18 protein-coding genes are annotated in these 16,636 nt (G+C 72.1%); 4 read left to right on the forward strand and 14 right to left on the reverse strand.

Going from position 1 to position 16,636, the window contains the following annotated elements; genetic code table 11:
* Window positions 1–374: 374 nt before the first annotated feature.
* Window positions 375–2,201 carry a serine/threonine-protein kinase gene (locus tag AB0H64_RS03770; RefSeq protein WP_357619764.1) on the forward strand — a complete coding sequence of 609 codons (1,827 nt, stop codon included), beginning with the start codon at window positions 375–377 and terminating at the stop codon, window positions 2,199–2,201.
* Between the two features lie 6 nt (window positions 2,202–2,207).
* On the opposite strand, the gene AB0H64_RS03775 is transcribed toward AB0H64_RS03770, so the two are convergent.
* From AB0H64_RS03775 to AB0H64_RS03810, 8 genes are all read right to left on the reverse strand, one after another.
* Window positions 2,208–3,854 (reverse strand): acetolactate synthase, encoded by a 1,647-nt coding sequence (locus AB0H64_RS03775; RefSeq protein ID WP_357619766.1) that lies wholly within the window; start codon window positions 3,852–3,854, stop codon window positions 2,208–2,210.
* A gap of 55 nt (window positions 3,855–3,909) precedes the next feature.
* Entirely contained in the window at window positions 3,910–4,683 is a 774-nt protein-coding gene (locus AB0H64_RS03780) for a hypothetical protein (RefSeq protein ID WP_357619768.1), read from the reverse strand.
* Window positions 4,680–5,333, reverse strand: a complete 654-nt coding sequence (locus tag AB0H64_RS03785) for a response regulator transcription factor (protein WP_357619770.1) — start codon at window positions 5,331–5,333, stop codon at window positions 4,680–4,682. The genes AB0H64_RS03780 and AB0H64_RS03785 overlap by 4 nt, the downstream gene beginning before the upstream one ends.
* The gene (locus tag AB0H64_RS03790) at window positions 5,324–6,484 is read right to left on the reverse strand and encodes a histidine kinase (RefSeq protein WP_357619772.1); all 1,161 of its coding nucleotides are present in this window, start codon (window positions 6,482–6,484) and stop codon (window positions 5,324–5,326) included. The genes AB0H64_RS03785 and AB0H64_RS03790 overlap by 10 nt, the downstream gene beginning before the upstream one ends.
* A gap of 256 nt (window positions 6,485–6,740) precedes the next feature.
* Entirely contained in the window at window positions 6,741–7,721 is a 981-nt protein-coding gene (locus AB0H64_RS03795; RefSeq protein ID WP_357619774.1) for an RNA-guided endonuclease TnpB family protein, read from the reverse strand.
* A complete protein-coding gene (gene bioD, locus AB0H64_RS03800) occupies window positions 7,718–8,440 on the reverse strand; it encodes a dethiobiotin synthase (RefSeq protein ID WP_357619776.1) in 723 nt (240 codons plus the stop codon). Before bioD ends, AB0H64_RS03795 begins: the two co-directional genes overlap by 4 nt.
* A 172-nt stretch (window positions 8,441–8,612) precedes the next feature.
* A complete protein-coding gene (locus AB0H64_RS03805) occupies window positions 8,613–9,332 on the reverse strand; it encodes a GntR family transcriptional regulator (RefSeq protein ID WP_175604581.1) in 720 nt (239 codons plus the stop codon).
* Entirely contained in the window at window positions 9,329–10,033 is a 705-nt protein-coding gene (locus tag AB0H64_RS03810; protein WP_357619780.1) for an aminotransferase class I/II-fold pyridoxal phosphate-dependent enzyme, read from the reverse strand. The genes AB0H64_RS03805 and AB0H64_RS03810 overlap by 4 nt, the downstream gene beginning before the upstream one ends.
* A gap of 289 nt (window positions 10,034–10,322) precedes the next feature.
* On the opposite strand from AB0H64_RS03810, the gene AB0H64_RS03815 reads away from it, so the two are divergent.
* A complete protein-coding gene (locus tag AB0H64_RS03815; protein ID WP_357619782.1) occupies window positions 10,323–11,870 on the forward strand; it encodes a histidine kinase N-terminal domain-containing protein in 1,548 nt (515 codons plus the stop codon).
* A 140-nt stretch (window positions 11,871–12,010) separates the two neighbouring features.
* Here the strand turns inward: AB0H64_RS03815 and AB0H64_RS03820 are convergent, their stop codons facing one another.
* Window positions 12,011–12,265, reverse strand: coding sequence for a WhiB family transcriptional regulator (locus AB0H64_RS03820; protein WP_345389576.1), 255 nt, complete (start codon window positions 12,263–12,265; stop codon window positions 12,011–12,013).
* 274 nt (window positions 12,266–12,539) lie between these two features.
* A complete protein-coding gene (locus AB0H64_RS03825) occupies window positions 12,540–13,547 on the reverse strand; it encodes a diacylglycerol kinase family protein (protein ID WP_357619784.1) in 1,008 nt (335 codons plus the stop codon).
* Window positions 13,548–13,657: 110 nt separating this feature from the next.
* Here AB0H64_RS03825 and AB0H64_RS03830 point away from each other — a divergent pair, with 110 nt between their 5' ends.
* A complete protein-coding gene (locus AB0H64_RS03830) occupies window positions 13,658–14,053 on the forward strand; it encodes a hypothetical protein (RefSeq protein ID WP_357619786.1) in 396 nt (131 codons plus the stop codon).
* A gap of 12 nt (window positions 14,054–14,065) precedes the next feature.
* On the opposite strand, the gene AB0H64_RS03835 is transcribed toward AB0H64_RS03830, so the two are convergent.
* The 3 genes from AB0H64_RS03835 to sodN all read right to left on the reverse strand — a co-directional run bounded on the left by AB0H64_RS03835 (window position 14,066) and on the right by sodN (window position 15,817).
* Window positions 14,066–14,845: an RNA polymerase sigma factor SigF gene (locus tag AB0H64_RS03835; RefSeq protein ID WP_310708595.1), complete on the reverse strand. Its 780-nt coding sequence runs from the start codon at window positions 14,843–14,845 to the stop codon at window positions 14,066–14,068.
* A 17-nt stretch (window positions 14,846–14,862) separates the two neighbouring features.
* Window positions 14,863–15,288 carry an anti-sigma factor gene (locus AB0H64_RS03840; protein WP_357619788.1) on the reverse strand — a complete coding sequence of 142 codons (426 nt, stop codon included), beginning with the start codon at window positions 15,286–15,288 and terminating at the stop codon, window positions 14,863–14,865.
* 127 nt (window positions 15,289–15,415) lie between these two features.
* Window positions 15,416–15,817, reverse strand: coding sequence for a superoxide dismutase, Ni (gene sodN / locus AB0H64_RS03845; protein ID WP_310708597.1), 402 nt, complete (start codon window positions 15,815–15,817; stop codon window positions 15,416–15,418).
* A gap of 90 nt (window positions 15,818–15,907) precedes the next feature.
* Between sodN and AB0H64_RS03850 the strand changes: the two genes are divergently transcribed.
* Window positions 15,908–16,219: a S24 family peptidase gene (locus AB0H64_RS03850; protein ID WP_357619790.1), complete on the forward strand. Its 312-nt coding sequence runs from the start codon at window positions 15,908–15,910 to the stop codon at window positions 16,217–16,219.
* Here AB0H64_RS03850 and AB0H64_RS03855 read toward each other — a convergent pair.
* The gene (locus AB0H64_RS03855) at window positions 16,192–16,623 is read right to left on the reverse strand and encodes a CGNR zinc finger domain-containing protein (RefSeq protein ID WP_357619792.1); all 432 of its coding nucleotides are present in this window, start codon (window positions 16,621–16,623) and stop codon (window positions 16,192–16,194) included. The two genes, AB0H64_RS03850 and AB0H64_RS03855, sit on opposite strands and share 28 nt — an antisense overlap.
* Window positions 16,624–16,636 lie beyond the last annotated feature (13 nt).

Below are 16,636 nucleotides of genomic sequence, written 5' to 3' on the forward strand. Positions count from 1 at the left end.
GTACTGTGATCACTGTGGCGGGCCCGCGCGCGAGGGTGATCACGCGCGATGCGCCGCCGCGCGCGAGCTGGAGCCCCCGCGTTACTGCGGAACCTGCCGCCGCCGGCTGGTGGTGCAGGTGAGGCCGACCGGATGGACGGCCCGGTGCTCCGAACACGGCATGCTGATCTCATGAATCCCCGGACAAGTACGGCCGCCAGGCCGCAGGATAGGGTTTGTACGGCTTGTGTCATTTAAGTGGCGTGTGGGATTTCTGAGTCGTACACTCTCGGAATTCCGTGACCTCTGTGTTATCTCACCGCGACACAAGTCCGCTTTGTTGGAGAGCCCCGGGGTGGGAGAGGTCGCAGAGACAGAGGGGTACGGGGGAAGTCATGGTGGCCCAAGGGACGACGCTGGCGGGGCGGTATCGCCTGGATACCCGCATCGGCGCCGGCGGCATGGGCGAGGTGTGGCGGGGCGAGGACGTCGTGCTGGCCCGCACCGTCGCCGTCAAGGTGCTGCTCCCCGGCCGCATGGACGATCCAGGCTTCGTCGCCCGCTTCCAGGGGGAGGCGCGGGCGATGGCCACGATCAACCACTCGGGCGTGGTCGACGTCTACGACTACGGCGTCAGTGGCGACACCGTCTACCTCGTGATGAAGTTCGTGGACGGCGAGCCCCTCGACCGGCTGCTGGCCCGGCTGGGCCGGATACCGCCCCAGGCCGCGATGGAGCTCATCGCGCAGGCCGCGGCCGCCCTGCAGGCCGTGCACGAGCAGGGCATCGTGCACCGCGACGTCAAGCCCGGCAACCTGCTCGTGCAGCGCGACGGCACGCTGGTGCTCACCGACTTCGGCATCGCCCGCTCCGACCTCGCCAACCGCCTCACCGACGCGGGCATGGTGCTCGGCACCGCCGCCTACTGCGCTCCTGAGCAGGCCGAGGGCGCCCCTGTGACACCGGCCGTCGACATCTACGCGCTCGGCGTGGTCGCCTACGAGTGCCTGGCCGGGCAGCGCCCGTTCGACGGTGACAGCGCGGTCACCATCGCGCTCAAGCACATCCGCGAGGCGCCGCCCCAGCTGCCCGCCGACATCCCGCCGGCGGTACGGGCGCTGGTGGAACGTGCCCTGTCCAAGGACCCGGCCCGGCGTTTCCCGTCGGCCAAGGCCATGAGCGAGACGGCCCGCCAGATCGCGGCCGGGCAGACGCCCCTGTCCGCCCCGATGCCGCACGCCACCGGGGCCACGATGGCCGCGCCGGGCCAGCCGGGCGCGCCCGCGAACGGCGGTCACCTCACCGGGGCCCACCCCCATGACGCGTACCAGACGGGCGCCCACCAGGGCGGCCACCAGACGGCGCAGCAGGGGGGCTACCAGACCGGAGCCCACCAGCAGAGCGGCTACCAGACCGGGGCTCACCAGACAGGCCATCAGACGGGCCCGCAGGCCGGCTACCAGACGGGCGCGCACCAGGCCGAGGGATACCCGCAGACGGGCTCACACCAGGCGGCCGGCGGCCGGCCGGGCGACGGTCAGCGGACGGGCGCCTTCCCGGCCTCCGAGGACGCCACGACCATGGCCGGACCGAGGCAGGGAGGCAGGCGCGGCGGCAAGGGTCCGCGCAGGGGCGGCCTGATCGCGGGCATAGCGGCCGCGGTGGTGCTCGGCGTGGGCGCCGGCGCGGTCGCCCTGACGGGGATCGAAACCGAGGACCCCCCGGTCCCCACGGTCACCACGACCGACGCCGGCTCCGACACCTCCGAGACGCCCAAGCCGCCCAAGACCAAGTCCAGGAGCCCCAAGCCCACGCACACGACCGAGCAGCCCGTCGCGAGGCCCACCGAGACCGAGGAGGAGCCCGCGACCGAGAAGCCCACCCGGGAGCCCAGCAAGTCGCCGTCGCCCACGCCGTCGGTCACGAAGTCGCCCTCGGCCACGCCCACCCCGACGGTGCCCAAGGTGCGGGTGCCGGCCGTGGTGGAGATGCCCTATCTCCAGGCGAGGACGGCCATCCAGAACGCCGGGTTGGTCGTCAAATACGACGACCAGACCCGGGGCGCGGTGCCGCTGGCGTGCCTCAGGGTCGGCGAGTCGATCCCGGAGGCCGGCACGACGCTTCCCGCGAAGAAGGCCGTCACGCTGGTCCTCATCGAGGGCGGCACCTGCCCCACCGGCAGCGCCACGCCAACCGCCACCGGGGCGCCGTTGAAGCAGTAGCGGGCCTCACACCCCGGTCGTGCTGCGCGGGTAGGCGATCTGCGGGTCGGTGGCGATGTTCACCATGTACGGCACGCCGGAGTCGAACGCGCGGCGCAGCGCGGGCCCGATCTCCGAGGGCCTGGTGACCAGCTCGCCGCCGCCGCCGAGCGCCGTGACCACCTGGTCGTAGCGGCAGTTCGGCTGGAGCTCGGCCGCCACGTCGTAGCCGTACAGCATCTGCATGGGGTGCTTCTCCAGGCCCCAGATGCCGTTGTTGCCGCAGATCATGACGACGGGCAGGCGGTGGCGCACGAGCGTGTCGACGTCCATGAGCGAGAAGCCGGCCGCGCCGTCGCCCAGCAGCAGCACCACCTGGGAGGAGGGCCGGGCCAGGCGGGCCGCGATGGCGTAGCCGAGGCCGGTGCCGAGGCACCCGTAGGGGCCGGGGTCGAGCCAGTTGCCGGGGCGGCGCGGCTCGACGTACTTGCCGGCGTAGGAGACGAAGTCGCCGCCGTCGCCGATGACCACGGCGTCGTCGGCCAGCACCTTGTTCAGCTCGCCGTAGATCCGCATCGGGTGGATGGGGTCGGAGTCGGCCGCGAGCAGGTCGGCGTCGCCGGCGACGGCCGCGGCCGACGCCTCGGCGAGACGGGACACCCAGGCGGCGTGGCGGTCGGGCTTGACCCCGGCCTCGCCGCAGGCGGCCGTGAGGCCCCAGAAGACCACGGACAGGTCTCCGGCGGCCGAGGCGGCCGGCTGCATGTGGGTGGCGAGCTGCGACGGCGCGTCGGCGATGTGGACGACCTTGGCCAGCGGGGCGTCCTCCTTGCCGCCGAACCAGCCGTAGCCCAGGCGGAAGTCGAGCGGCGTGCCGACGACCACGACGAGGTCGGCCTGGCCGAAGGCGAGACCGCGGGCGCGGGTGGCGAGCAGCTCGTGCCCGGCGGGCAGGACGCCGCGGCCCTGCCCGTTGGGGATGACCGGCAGCCGCCAGGTCTCTGCGAAGTCGCGGGCGGCCTCCTCGGCGCGCTCCATCCACACGTCCGAGCCGTATACCAGGACGGGGCGCTCGGCCTCGGCGATCAGCCGGGCGATGGCGGCCAGGGAGTCGGGGTCGGGCTCCAGCGGCGACGGGGTCTGCGTCTCGGTCTCGTGGACGGTCGAGGGGGAGAACAGGTCGTCCATGTAGATGTCGAGGAAGACCGGGCCGCGGTGCGGGGCGACGGCGGTGCGGAAGGCCACCTCGACGTCCTGGCCGAGGGACTCGGCGTCGCTCGCGGTGAAGGCCAGCTTGGTGATCGGGGCGAGCAGCGGCGGGTGGTCCATCTCCTGCAGGGCGCCGCTGCCCCAGCGGGAGCGCGGCGCCCTGCCCCCCAGGACGACCACGGGGGAGCCGTTGAAGTGGGCCGTGGCCACGCCGCTGACGCCGTTGGTGATGCCGGGGCCCGCGGTGAGCACGGCCAGGCCGGGTTTGCGGGTCAGGCGGGCCGTGGCCTCGGCGGCGAACACCGCGCTCTGCTCGTGGCGCACGTCGAGGATGCGCATGCCCTCGTGGACGGCCCCGTCGTACAACGGGAAGACGTGCCCTCCGGACAGGGTGAACATGGTCTCGACGCCATAGGCCTTGGACACGGCGACGGCGGCGTCACCGGCGTGCTTCGCAGACTCCATGCCGGGAACTTACCAACCAGTCACACGAGTAAACAGGAAGCAACGACGTCGGTGGTCAATCGCAGCAGATGTCGACCAGGCCGTCGGCCACCGAGGCGGTGATCCGGCGCGCCGCCGCACTGTCGCGGCGGACGTCCAGGTCCACCTGCGGCGCTTCGGCGCTCACGTTGTAGGCGACCTCTCGCGGCACCTCGACCGACACCGATCCGGTCGTCCGCACGACCGCCCGCACGTCGGCCGGCGATTTCTGGAACACCAGGCGGACGCGGCCGGTGCCGATCTCCACATCGGCGCGCTCTCCGCCGATCGCCATGGCGTCGACGTCGCCCGAGCCGCTCCTGACGTACAGGTCGCCGGGCGTGCCGTTCACCCTCACGTCGCCGGAGACGGACCTCACCCGGACACCGCCGTGGATGCGCGCCAGCTCCAGGGCCGCGCTCGCCGTGTCGGCCTCCAGGGACGCCTCGGGCGGCACCTGGATGATGTAGTTCACCGAGCAGGACGTCCTCCGGAGCCGGTCGGTCATGGGGCAGTCCGTGCCGAGCCGTAGGGTGCCGGCGCCCCACTCCTCGGTCACCTCGGGCTTCTCCAGCGTCCAGCGCACCAGCCGCTCCACGACGACCGCTCCGGCCTCCCCGCTCTGGACGAGCACGGTGGAGACGCCCTCCCCGACGAACAGCCGCACCTGGGAGCCCCGGAAGGGGTAGGAGCCGCGCGACAGCTCGCTGGGCGGCTCGGCGTTCGCGAACCCGTCCCAGAGCAGCGCCGTGGCGACGAACACGGCGGCGACGGTGATGACCGTGCCGGCGGTCAGCCAGAGGGCTCTCACGGCAGGCTCCTGACGTTGAGGAAGCGCAGGACCGCCAGCACGCGCCGGTGGTCACCCTCGGCGAGGGGCAGGTCGAGCTTGGTGAAGATGTTGCCGATGTGCTTGCCCACGGCCCCCTCGCTGAGGACCAGCTCCTGGCCGATGCCGGCGTTGGAGCGGCCCTCCGCCATCAGCTTGAGCACCTCCCGCTCGCGGGGGGTGAGCCGGTCCAGGGGGTCGCTGTGGCCGCGCAGCAGGAGCTGGGAGACCACCTCGGGGTCGAGCGCGGTGCCGCCCGCCGCGACCCGGCGCAGCGCGTCGATGAACTCGGCCACGTCCGCCACCCGGTCCTTGAGCAGGTAGCCGACGCCGCCGGTCGCGGACCCGAGGAGCTGGGCCGCGTAGCGCTCCTCGACGTACTGCGACAGCACCAGCACGGCCAGGTCCGGCCGCTGGCGGCGCAGCACCAGAGCGGCCCGCAGGCCCTCGTCGGTGTGCGTGGGCGGCATCCGCACGTCGGTGACCACCAGGTCCGGCCGGTGCTCCTCGGCGGCGCGCAGCAGCGCCTCCGCCTCGGCGACCGCGGCCACCACCCGCATGCCGGCCGCGTCGAGCAGCCGGACCAGCCCCTCGCGCAGCAGCACCGAGTCCTCCGCGAGCACTACTCGCACGGCAGCTCCACCTCGATCGTCGTCGGCCCGCCGGGCGGGCTGGTCAGCCTGAACACGCCGTCCACCGCTCCCACGCGCTGCGCGAGGCCGCGCAGGCCGCTGCCGCCGTCCAGGGAGGCGCCGCCCGGCCCGTCGTCGTGGACGCGTACGCGCAGGTCCTCGCCGTCGCATGCCACGGTGATCTCCGCCCGCGCCGCGGCGGCGTGCTTGGCGATGTTCGTCAGTGCCTCGGACACCACGAAGAACGCCACGGCCTCGATCGTCGGCGACGGGCGCCGGTCGATGCGGACGCGCAGTCGTACGGGGAAGGGGGCGCGGGCGGCCACGCCGGACAGGGCCGCGTCGAGGCCCTGGTCGTTGAGCACGGCCGGGTGCAGGCCGCGGACGAAGTCGCGCAACTCCTTGAGCGCCTGCTTGGCCTCCTCGTGCGCCTGCGCGATGGCCTCGCGGGCCGGCTCGGGCAGGTCGGTGAGGGTGGCGCGGGCCAGGCCGAGGTTCATGGCGAGGGACACGAGCCGCTGCTGGGCGCCGTCGTGCAGGTCCCGCTCGATGCGGCGCCGCTCGGCGTCGGCGGCGTCGATCACCCCGGCCCGGGTCTCGGTGAGCGTCTCGATGCGCCGGTCGAGCTCCGAGCGGCTGGGGCCGAGCAGCATGCGGGCCACGGCCAGGTCCAGCGCCGCCATGCCGCGCGCCAGCATCGGCGCCGCCAGCAGGAGCAGCACGCCCGCGGCCGTGTAGGCCCCGGCGACGACCGGGTCGCGCAGGTCGATCCTGAACACCTGCGGGGGCGGCTGCAACCGCGGCTGCGCGTACGCCGTCAGCCCCACCACGGCCCCGCCCCACCCCAACCCGACGAGCACGGCCCCGGCGCCGCTGACCACGGGGGAGAGCAGGTGGTAGCCGAGCTGCCGCCACGTCGCGCGGCTGCGCCAGCGGACCGGCGCGTCGGTGGGCGGGATGTGCGCGCCCTGGAACGCCGCGAACCTGGAGCGCTGCACCCGGGTGAACGCCGGCAGGCCGCGGCGCAGCCCGGACGGCACGGCGGCCAGCACGAGCGTGAGCAGGGCGAGGACCGCGGAGACCGGCAGACCGACCATCACGTGGGCCGTGTCGAGCCAGGCCCGCGCCGACCACGGCCGGGGGACTGTCATGCCCCCACGGTATTGACCCCGGCGGCCCGGGGGACAGGGGCCTGGTGTGCGCTCCGATGGTGGGGCTGGCCCCACCCCCCGGCGGCTCTCACCGTGCTGTCACAGGGGCGGCACCGAGTCGACGTCGGGCCAGTTGACTTCCGCCCCACAGCTGAAGCCGTGGGATTCCAGCCCTCACGGGTCGGGTTTCCTGCTTCGCCGCCGGTTGCCCGCCGGGCTTACGCCCTTGGGGTCTTACACCGGCTCCACAGGCGTTTCACCTCTCCGCCAGCCCGGCGGCGAGGATGTTGATCGCGGCGTTGACGTCACGGTCGTGGAGTGCTCCGCAAGCGCAATGCCACGCCCGGACAGCCAGCGGCATCTTCTCTTGGAGGGTGCCGCAGGTCGAGCACATCTTCGAGGAGGGGAACCATCGGTCGATCACGACCAGTTCCCGTCCGTACCAGACGGTCTTGTACTCCAGCATGGCCCGCATCTGGCGCCAGGAGGCGTCGCAGACGGCGCGGGCCAGGCTGTGGTTCTTCACCATGTTGCGGACGGTGAGGTCCTCGATCACGACCGTTTGGTTCTCGCGGACGAGCCGAGTGGTGAGCTTGTGCAGGAAGTCCCGCCGCCGGTCGGTGATCCGGGCGTGAATGCGGGCGAGCTTGAGTCTGGCCTTCTGTCGGTTGGCCGAGCCTTTCGCCTTGCGGGCGAGATCCCGCTGGGCCCGGGCGAGCTTGCGACGGTCGGCCCGTTCGTGCTTCGGGTTGGCGATCGTCTCGCCGGTGGAGAGGGTGGCCAGCGCGGTGATCCCGGCGTCAACGCCGACCCTCTTCTCGGCCGGGCCAAGCGGGCGGATCGTCTCCTCGACCAGGATGGACACGAACCAGCGCCCAGAAGCGTCTTTGCAGACAGTCACCGTGGACGGCTCCGCGCCCTCGGGCAGGGGCCGCGACCACACGATGTCCAGCGGTTCGCGCAATTGGCGAAGCCAGACCGCGCGCACCGGCGAGGAGAACTGGCCGGGCTGCGAGCAGAAGTGGCAGTCCTCGGGGCAGCCGCCGGTCTTGACCGAGACGATGCCCTCCACCTCGACCTCCGGCCCGCACCACTTCATGCGCACCTCGTGGGCCGGCGCGAGCAGCTCGCCCAGCCGCTCGCCCGGGAGGCGCAGGCACTCCAGCGCCTGCTCCCGGTCCAGACCTACGCCTTCGTCCAGCACCTGCGCGCGGGCGATCGTGAGAATGTCGGTCACGGGAGCAGCCCAAGCCTCCGCTTGAACGCCGCCGGGTCGAAGCCGCCGCCGAGCGTCATGGCCAGCCCGCTGCGCGCCTCCTCCGCGAACTCCTCCGGACCGAGCGCCCCCAGCCCCGCCCGCAGCACCCCCGCCAGCGGCCGGGCGGCCAGCATCTCCAGGTCCGCCACGTTGCTCAGCTCGGCCACGCCCGGCTCCTCCGGCCAGGACCCGACCACCACGCCCGCCAGGCCCAGCCCGCGATGGGCCAGCGCCTCCAGCGTGAGCGCCGTGTGGTTGAGCGTGCCCAGCCCCGCCCGGGTCACGACCAGCACCTGCGCGCCGAGCATCCGCGCCAGGTCGGCGATCGTGCCGCCGTCCTCGTCGAAGCGCACCAGCAGCCCGCCGGCCCCCTCGACCAGCACGAGCCGGTGGGTCTCGGCCAGCTCGCCGATCCGCTCGGCCGCGCCCGCCAGCGACACGGGCGCCGCGCCGGCGGCCCGCGCGGCCGCGGCGGGCGACAGGGCGGCCGGGTAGCGGGCCAGCTCGAACGTCGTCGTCACCCCGGACAACCGGATGACCTCGTCCAGGTCACCGGGCTCATCAGGAGCCACGCCGGTCTGGGCCGGCTTCACCACGGCCACACTGGAACCCCGCAACCGGGCCAGGGCGGCCACGGCCGCGGTCACGACGGTCTTGCCGACCCCGGTGTCGGTCCCGCTGACGATGAGCACACTCACGGCCCAAGCCTAGAGGCCGTCGCACGGTCAGGCAGGGACCCCGGCGACGGCCCGGAGGACGCCGTGACGGCGCCCGGCCCGGTGCGGGTCAGAGGCCGTCTCCCTGGAGGCCCTCAGCCCTGTGCGGCGACTGGGCCCGGCCTGGCTGTGCCGTGACAGATCCGGGAAACGGTCAGGGACGACGCAGCCGGGTGACGAACTTGTACCGGTCGCCGCGATAGAGGGACTGCGCCCACTCCACCGGGTTGCCGTCGGCGTCGAAGGCGTGGCGGGTCAGGAGGAGCATCGGCAGGCCCACGTCCACGCCGAGCGCCTTGGCGTCGTACGGGGTCGCCAGGACCGTCTCGATGATCTCCTCGGCGTCCGTGAGCCGCACGTTGTAGGCGTTGTGCAGCGTCTCGTACAGCGACGAGTGGACCTCCAGCTCCCGTCGCAGCCGCGGGAAGCGGCGGGCCGACAGGTGGGTCGTGTCGATCGACACCGGCTCGCCGTTGGCCAGGCGCAGCCGGTGGATGCGCAGCACCCGTCCGCCCGGGTTGATCGCCAGGCGGCGGGCCAGCGCCTCGTCCGCGGTGATGTAGCCGATCTCCAGTATCTTCGTGTCCGGCTCCAGCCCGGCGGTGCGCAGGTCGCCGATGTACGACGTGAGCTGGAGCACCTGGGCCACCTTGGGCTGGGCGACGAACGTGCCCTTGCCCTGGATGCGCAGCAGCCGTCCCTCGACCACCAGCTCGGTCAGCGCCTGCCGCACGGTCGTGCGCGACGTCTCGAACCGTACGGCCAGCGTCCGCTCCGGAGGCAGCGCCGTGCCGGCCGGGAGGCTCTTGGTGAGCTCGAGCAGGCTCCGCTTCACGTCGTAGTACTTCGGTACGCGAGGGCCGTCGTCCGTCACGCTCTCACCTTCACTTCTGCCACGGCGGTGAGGGCGTGTCGGATCACCGCTAGATCATCGGAACTCAGATTGGCCCGAGCGGTCAACCGCAGGCAAGACCGCCCGTCCGGCACCGAGGGCGGGCGGAGACATCCCACGCGCACCCCCAGCTCCGCACAGGCGGCGGCGGCCAGCACGGCGGTTCCCGGCGCTCCGAGGACCACGGGCACGACCGCGCCCGCCGGCTCGCTCGTCTCCAGGCCGAGCTCACGGACCGCACGGGCCAGCTCGCCTGCCCTGAGACGCGCGCGTCGAGGCAGCTCGGGCTGATGGAGAAGGATATCCACGGCGGCGGAGGCGGCCGCAACCGAGGCCGGTGCGAGGCCGGTGTCGAAGATGAACGACCTGCCCGTGTCGACCAACGTCTCGATCACCTCCGGCTCTCCCAGCACCGCTCCGCCCTGGGACCCGAGCGCCTTCGACAGTGTGACGGTTCTCACAATGTGAGATTCCCGGAAAAGGCCGGTTGAGTGCACCACTCCGCGGCCATGTTCGCCGACGACGCCGAGCGAATGGGCCTCGTCCACGACCAGCAGCGCCCCGTGCCGCGCCGCCACCTCCGACAGCTCGGCGACGGGCGCCAGGTCTCCCTCGACGGAGAACAGCGCGTCCGTGACCACGACCGCCCGCTCCTCCTCGCGGCCCGCCAGCGCCTTCTCCACGGCCGCCAGGTCGGCCAGGTAGCCCGAGGAGAACACCAGGGCCCCGGCCGCCCCGCAGAAGGCCGCCAGCTTGCCCTCCAGCTCCTGGTGGAGCAGCGTGGAGCCGGTGACGAGGCGGGAGCCCGTCGAGCCGGCCGCCGTCGTCAGGGGTGCGGGGGCGCAGCCTGCGTCCCAGCCCGGCGGCGCGCCGTGCGGCCGTGGCCGCGCGAAGTCCTGCCAGGGGATTCATGTGGGCATTCAATCAGGGGGCCGGTTTGGCCGTTCGGCGGGAAAGCACGCATGATGCAGTGTGCCCACTCTCAGCGACCTCGTCGTCCGCCACACCGCTCTGGACGCGGCGGACCTCGACTGGCTGCACTCGCTGGTCTCCGACTGGCAACTGCTCGCCGACCTGTCCTTCGCCGACCTCATCCTGTGGGCGCCGCTGCTTCCGTCCGCCGACCGCCTGCCCGTCCCGGACGGCGTGCTCGCGGAGAACGGGCGCGGCGCGAACGGGCACGGCGAGCGGTACGAGTGCGGCTGGATCGCGATCGCGCAGATGCGCCCGACGACCGGCCCGACCGTCTACCACGACGACGTCGTGGGCACGGTCGTGGCCAGGGGTGAGCGCCATCTCATCGACACGGCCTGGAACGAGCGGCGCATCTGCCGCGAGGGCGACCCCGACTGGTCCACGGGCGTCCCCGTGCGCGAGGAGACGATCCCCGTGCGCCGGGTGCTGCCCGACGGGCAGGGCCGCTTCCTCGCGGTGATCCAGCGCTCCACCAACCTGTCGTCGGCGCGCACCCCGTCGCGTCTGGAGCTGACGTACCTCCAGAGCGCCTCCGACCTTGCGCAGATGGTGGCGGAGGGGCGCTTCCCGTTCTCCGGCGAGGAGCCGATCCTGGTCCGCTCCCCGCGGGTGGGCGACGGGCTGCTGCGGCTCGACCGGGGCGGCCGGGTGACGTACGCCTCGCCGAACGCGCTGTCGGCCTACCGGCGGCTCGGCCTGCACGCCGACCTCGTGGGCGCCGAGCTGGGCCGGGTGACCGCCACCCTGTGCTACTCCGACGAGCCGATCAACGAAGACCTGATGATCGTGGCCAGCGGGCGGGCCGCCAAGGAGACCGAGGTCGAGTCCGGCGGCACGATCGTGCAGCTGCGCGCCATCCCGCTGATCGTCGGGGGCGGCCGCATCGGCGCGCTGGTACTCATCCGCGACGTGACCGAGCTGCGGCGGCGCGAGCGCGAGCTGATGACCAAGGACGCCACGATCCGCGAGATCCACCACCGCGTCAAGAACAACCTGCAGACCGTCGCCGCGCTGCTGCGGCTGCAGGCCAGACGGCTTCAGGTGCCCGAGGGGCGTGAGGCGCTGGAGGAGGCGGTGCGCAGGGTCGGCTCCATCGCGATCGTGCACGAGACGCTCTCCCACGCGCCGGAGGAGTTCGTCGACTTCGACGACATCGCCGACCGGGTCATCGCGATGGCGGGGGAGGTGTCGGCGCCGGAGTCCGCGGTCACGCCGCGCCGGGTCGGCGGGTTCGGCGTGCTGCCGTCGCTGATCGCCACGCCGCTGGCGATGGCGATGACCGAGCTGCTGCAGAACGCGCTCCAGCACGGCCGGCCCGAGCGGCTCCAGGTCGTCGTCCAGCCGAGCGCCGAGCGGCTCAACGTGACCGTCTGGGACGACGGTCAGGGCGTGCCGGAGGGGTTCGACCTCGACAGCTCGACGAGCCTCGGGCTGCAGATCGTGCGGACGCTGGTGGAGGGCGAGCTGTCGGGCAGGCTCTCGATCGGGCCCCGTGAGGGTGGGGGCACCGAGGTCACGCTGTCGATCCCGCTGCCCGCCGGGTGACGCGGGGCGCGGTGGCAGAGGGCCGGCCCGCCGCGGCTGACGCGGCGGGGGACTGCCGGCCGTACGGATCGCTCCGGGATGAGACGGCCTGCCGGGGGCAGGGGCTCAGGGGAACGGGGTGTTCGGGTGGGTGCTTCGGGTCAGGCGGTGGCGCGGGCGCGGGCACGAGCGGTGCGGCGCTTGAGCGCGCGACGCTCGTCCTCGCTCAGGCCGCCCCAGACACCGGCGTCCTGGCCGGACTCCAGGGCCCACTTCAGGCACGCGTCCACGGCAGGACAGGATCGGCAGACCTGCTTGGCCTCCTCGATCTGCATGAGTGCCGGGCCGGTGTTGCCGATCGGGAAGAACAGCTCGGGGTCCACGTCACGGCAGGCAGCTCGGTGGCGCCAGTCCATGCGTCCACTCCTTAGTAGATGGAGCCTCTGGTCGGCTCCGTGCGGCTACTTTGTGAAGAGTTTCACTAGGGCGCGCGAACAACAACCCGGATCGCGAAGAACCGGGAACTGCTCGCCGGACAACCGGAACGACCTCGGGGTCGTGGTTAAACGTCCTACGTTCCGACGTCAGTCTTGAGCCTGTCAGCCACGGAGAGTGCACGCAAGGGGGTCACGGCGAAGTTTTGGCCGTAATGGATGTCGGATGCGTCACACAATGACCGAATGTAACCGGCTAGACCAGGACTTGTAACGCGTTCGGGATAGACCGGAACGTTACGGATTCACGTTCGCCCAGGTAGTCCCCGTCCAGTTGGAAGGCCACCGGGCGGTCGGCGGTCAGGGTGAACTCGGGCTCGTCGTGGAGCTGGACGAGGTGCCGGCCGGACGGCAGGGCGTCACTCTCCGTGAGAATGTGCTGGATGAGCGGAACGAGCGAGGTCAGGCCCAGGCGCTGGAGCCCCAGCATGTCCAGGCCCGTCTCGAAGGCGGCCCACGGCGTGGGGCGGACGGGCCGCGTGCCGACGTACGTCCAGGGGGAGGTGTTGGAGATGATCGCCATGTAGATCCCTCCCGCCGTGGGGATGCCCGGACCGGTCAGCGTCATCGCGGGGTGCCGCTTGTCGGTCGCGACGTAGTGCCGTAGCGCGGTGTTCACGTAACGGGTGGGCGTCGCCTTGCGGCCGGAGCCGCGGAGGCCCTCGACGGCCCGGACCACCTCGGCGTCGTACCCCATCCCTGCGCAGAAGGTGAAATATCGGCTTTCGTGGCTCCAGAGGGCCCGGCCCAACCCGACGGTCCTGCGCCGGTCCTCGCGCAGCGCCTCCAGCACCGCGCCGGTGGCCTCGACGGGGTCGTTCGGCAGGCCGAGCCCGCGGGCGAACACGTTGGCGCTGCCGCCCGGGATGACGATGAGCGCCGGCCTCCCCGCGCTCGGGTCGGCGCCGGCCGCGGAGCCCTCGGGCAGGAGGGTGCCGTCCGCGGCGACGGCGGGCGGGGTGACGCCGTCGACGGGGTTGAGCAGGCCGTTGACCGTCTCGTTGATGGTGCCGTCGCCGCCGAGCACGGCCACCACGTCGTAGCCCTTGGCGCGGGCGGTGGCGGCCAGTGTCGCCGCGTGTCCCCGGTAGCCGGTCTCCTCGACCGTCAGCTCCACGGCCGCGCCGAGCGCCCGGATCAGGACGTTCCGGGTGCGGGCGTTCGTGGTCGTCGCCTTGGGGTTGACCAGCAGCATCGCGCGCATACGGCCAGCGTATCCATGATGGATGTCTGTCTTGTCGCGAAGATCCCTATTTGTTGGGTCAACGTCCGGGCGGAGACCGGACCGGAGGCGGGAGTGGATAGGGTGCCCGTGTGTCCAAGCATCCCGTGACCCTGCTCGTCGCCGCCGTCGTCGTCGCCCTGGAAGGCCTGGTGACACTGGGTCTGGGTGGCTATGTGGCGGTCGAGACCCTGCGCGGCCTGGCCGGTGACGTCACCAGCGCCATCGCCGAGGCGGCCTTCGGAATGCTGATCGGCGCGGGGCTGCTCTGGGTGGCGTGGGGCGGCCTGCTGAGGGGCGAGCGGTGGGGGAGGACCCCCAGCGTGCTCGCCCAGGTCTTCCTGCTGCCCGTCGCGGTGACGCTCATCGACTCGAGCCGGCCGGACCTCGGGGTCCCGCTGGTCGTGGTGGCCGTGGTCGGCCTGGCCGCCCTGCTCGCACCCCCCACCACCAAGGCGTTGTACGGCGACGGCCAGGAGACCGGTTGACAGGAGCGGGCGTCAGTCGTCGGCGGTCAGACCCTCGCGCAGCTGGGCCAGCGTGCGGGCCAGCAGGCGTGAGACGTGCATCTGCGAGATGCCCAGCTCGGTGGCGATCTGCGACTGCGTCATGTTGCCGAAGAAACGCAGCAGCAGGATGCGCTTCTCGCGCGGTGGCAGGCGTTCGAGCAGCGGCTTGAGCGACTCGCGGTACTCGACGCCTTCGAGCGACTCGTCCACGATGCCGAGCGAGTCGGACACGGCGGGCGCGTCGTCGTCGCCGGAGTCGGGCGCGTCGAGGGAGACCGTCGAGTAGGCGTTGGCCGACTCCAGGCCCTCCAGCACCTCCTCCTCGGTCATCTTGAGGTAGGCGGCCAGCTCGGCCACGGTGGGAGCGCGCCCCTCGCGCTGCGAAAGGTCACTGATGGCCTTCGTCAGCGAGAGCTTGAGCTCCTGCAGGCGGCGCGGCACCCGGACCGCCCAGCCCTTGTCGCGGAAGTGCCTCTTGATCTCGCCGACGATGGTCGGCGTCGCGTAGGTGGAGAACTCCACGCCGCGGGCGAGGTCGAACCGGTCGATCGACTTGATCAGCCCGATCGTGGCGACCTGGGTGAGGTCGTCGAGCCACTCGCCGCGGTTGCGGAAGCGCCGCGCGAGGTACTCGACCAGCGGAAGGTGGAGCTCCACCAGTTCGTCCCTGATGCGCTGACGGCGCGGCTCCTCGGGCCCCAGCTCGGCCAGTTCGGCGAACAGCATGCGGGCACGGACCCGGTCGGGCACGGCGTGATCGCTGGTGGCCATGGCTCCAGTCCTTTCCGTCACGCCGGCCTCGCAGCGCCTCGGCGCTTACGCAGGACGATCGCCATGCGGTCAGGAGAGTCGGTAGCAGCCTCCACATCGTCGGCCAGGGCGGTCAGGACCATCCAGGCGAAGTCGTCGCGCTTGGGAGCGGAGCTGCCGACCGTCGCGACCTCGACCCTGACCTGCATCTCCTGGCCGCTCAGCTCGAACTCGGCCGTCAGATCGGTTCCGGGCACGGCCTCGTTCAGCAGCATGGCGCACGCCTCGTCGACCGCGATCCGCAGATCCTCGATCTCGTCGAGCGTGAAGTCGAGCCGGGCAGCCAACCCGGCCGTGGCCGTACGCAGCACGGACAGGTAGGCGCTCGCCGCAGGGAGCCTGATGCTCACCACGTCACGGATACCGGTCTCGCCCTCCATGCGCGTCTCGGTTTCCTCGGTCACGTTCCTCCTCGCGTATACGACGCTGACTGCAACTTACCGCCCCCGAGCGGTGCTTGGACGAATCAGACGCGCCATCAACGGAAAAGGCTCTGTGTAGCGAGTCACCACACAGAGCCTTTGCGCCGTTCTACGCGGCCTTGGTCTCCCAGAAGATCTTGGAGATCTCGTCGATCTTGCCGAGCAGGTCCTCGGCCTTGGCGACGTCGACCGTGCCCTTGGCGCCCGCCGCGCCCGCCAGCTTCGTGGCGTCCCAGAAGAGCTGGTGGAGCTGGGGGTACTGCTCCAGGTGCGGGGGCTTGAAGTAGTCGGTCCACAGCACCCACAGGTGGTGCTTGACCAGCTCGGCCCGCTCCTCCTTGATGGTCAGCGCGCGAGCGCGGAAGACCGGGTCCTCGTTGGCGCCGTACTTCTCCATGATCGCCTTGACCGACTCGGCCTCGATCCGGGCCTGGGCGGGGTCGTAAACGCCGCAGGGCAGGTCGCAGTGAGCGGAAGCGACATGCTTGGGTCGTAGCAGTCGTGCGAGCATCAGAAAATCCTTCCTTGATGCTGTGTCAGCTTGGTCCACTTACCGACCTTACTCGGGTCGCAGGGCCCGTGCCGGAGGGGGTCTCGGCGTATGAGAGTGCGTGTCGAGGGGGACTCGATGCGTCCCGGTCTGCTGCCCGGGGACTGGCTGCTGGTACGGCGATCCGTCCCGATCCGGCCCGGGGACGTCGTGGTCGCGCGGCTGCCCGGTGACCCCTCCCGGCTGATCGTCAAGCGGGCCGCCTGGCGCGGCGAGGACGGGTGGTGGCTGGAGAGCGACAACCAGCGGGCGTCCGGCCGGCGCGACAGCTGGGACTTCGGGCCCGTCACCGACGTGGTCGGGCGGGTCGTCCTGCGTTACTGGCCGCCGCGCCGTCACTCACCACGGCGGCGCGCGCGGTAGGCGGCCACGTTGGCGCGGCTGGCGCAGCGGGCCGAGCAGTAGCGGCGCGAGCGGTTGGAGGAGGTGTCGAGGAACGCCCGGCCGCAGCGGGGGTCCTGGCAGCGGCCCAGCCGCTGCGCGCCGTGCTCGGCGACCACCGCGGCCAGGCCCATCACGGCGCCGGCGGCGGGGTTCCCGGCGGGGTCATCGGCGAGGTGCAGATGCCAGTGGCTGCCGTCGTGGGCGGTGAGCTGCGGCCGTACGGGATGGAGCGCGAGAAGCGCGTTGAGCAGCGCCACGACCGTCTCCTCGTCCTCGGCGGCGAAGACGGCTGCCAGCTCGTCACGCAGCTCCCGCAGCGCGGGCGGCGGATCGGGATCGTTGACCAGGCGGACCGCCCACTCGGCGTAAGAGGTCAAGTCCATGCCGGAGTATTAC

The organism is Nonomuraea sp. NPDC050733, from assembly GCF_040654215.1.
GTDB lineage: Bacteria > Actinomycetota > Actinomycetes > Streptosporangiales > Streptosporangiaceae > Nonomuraea.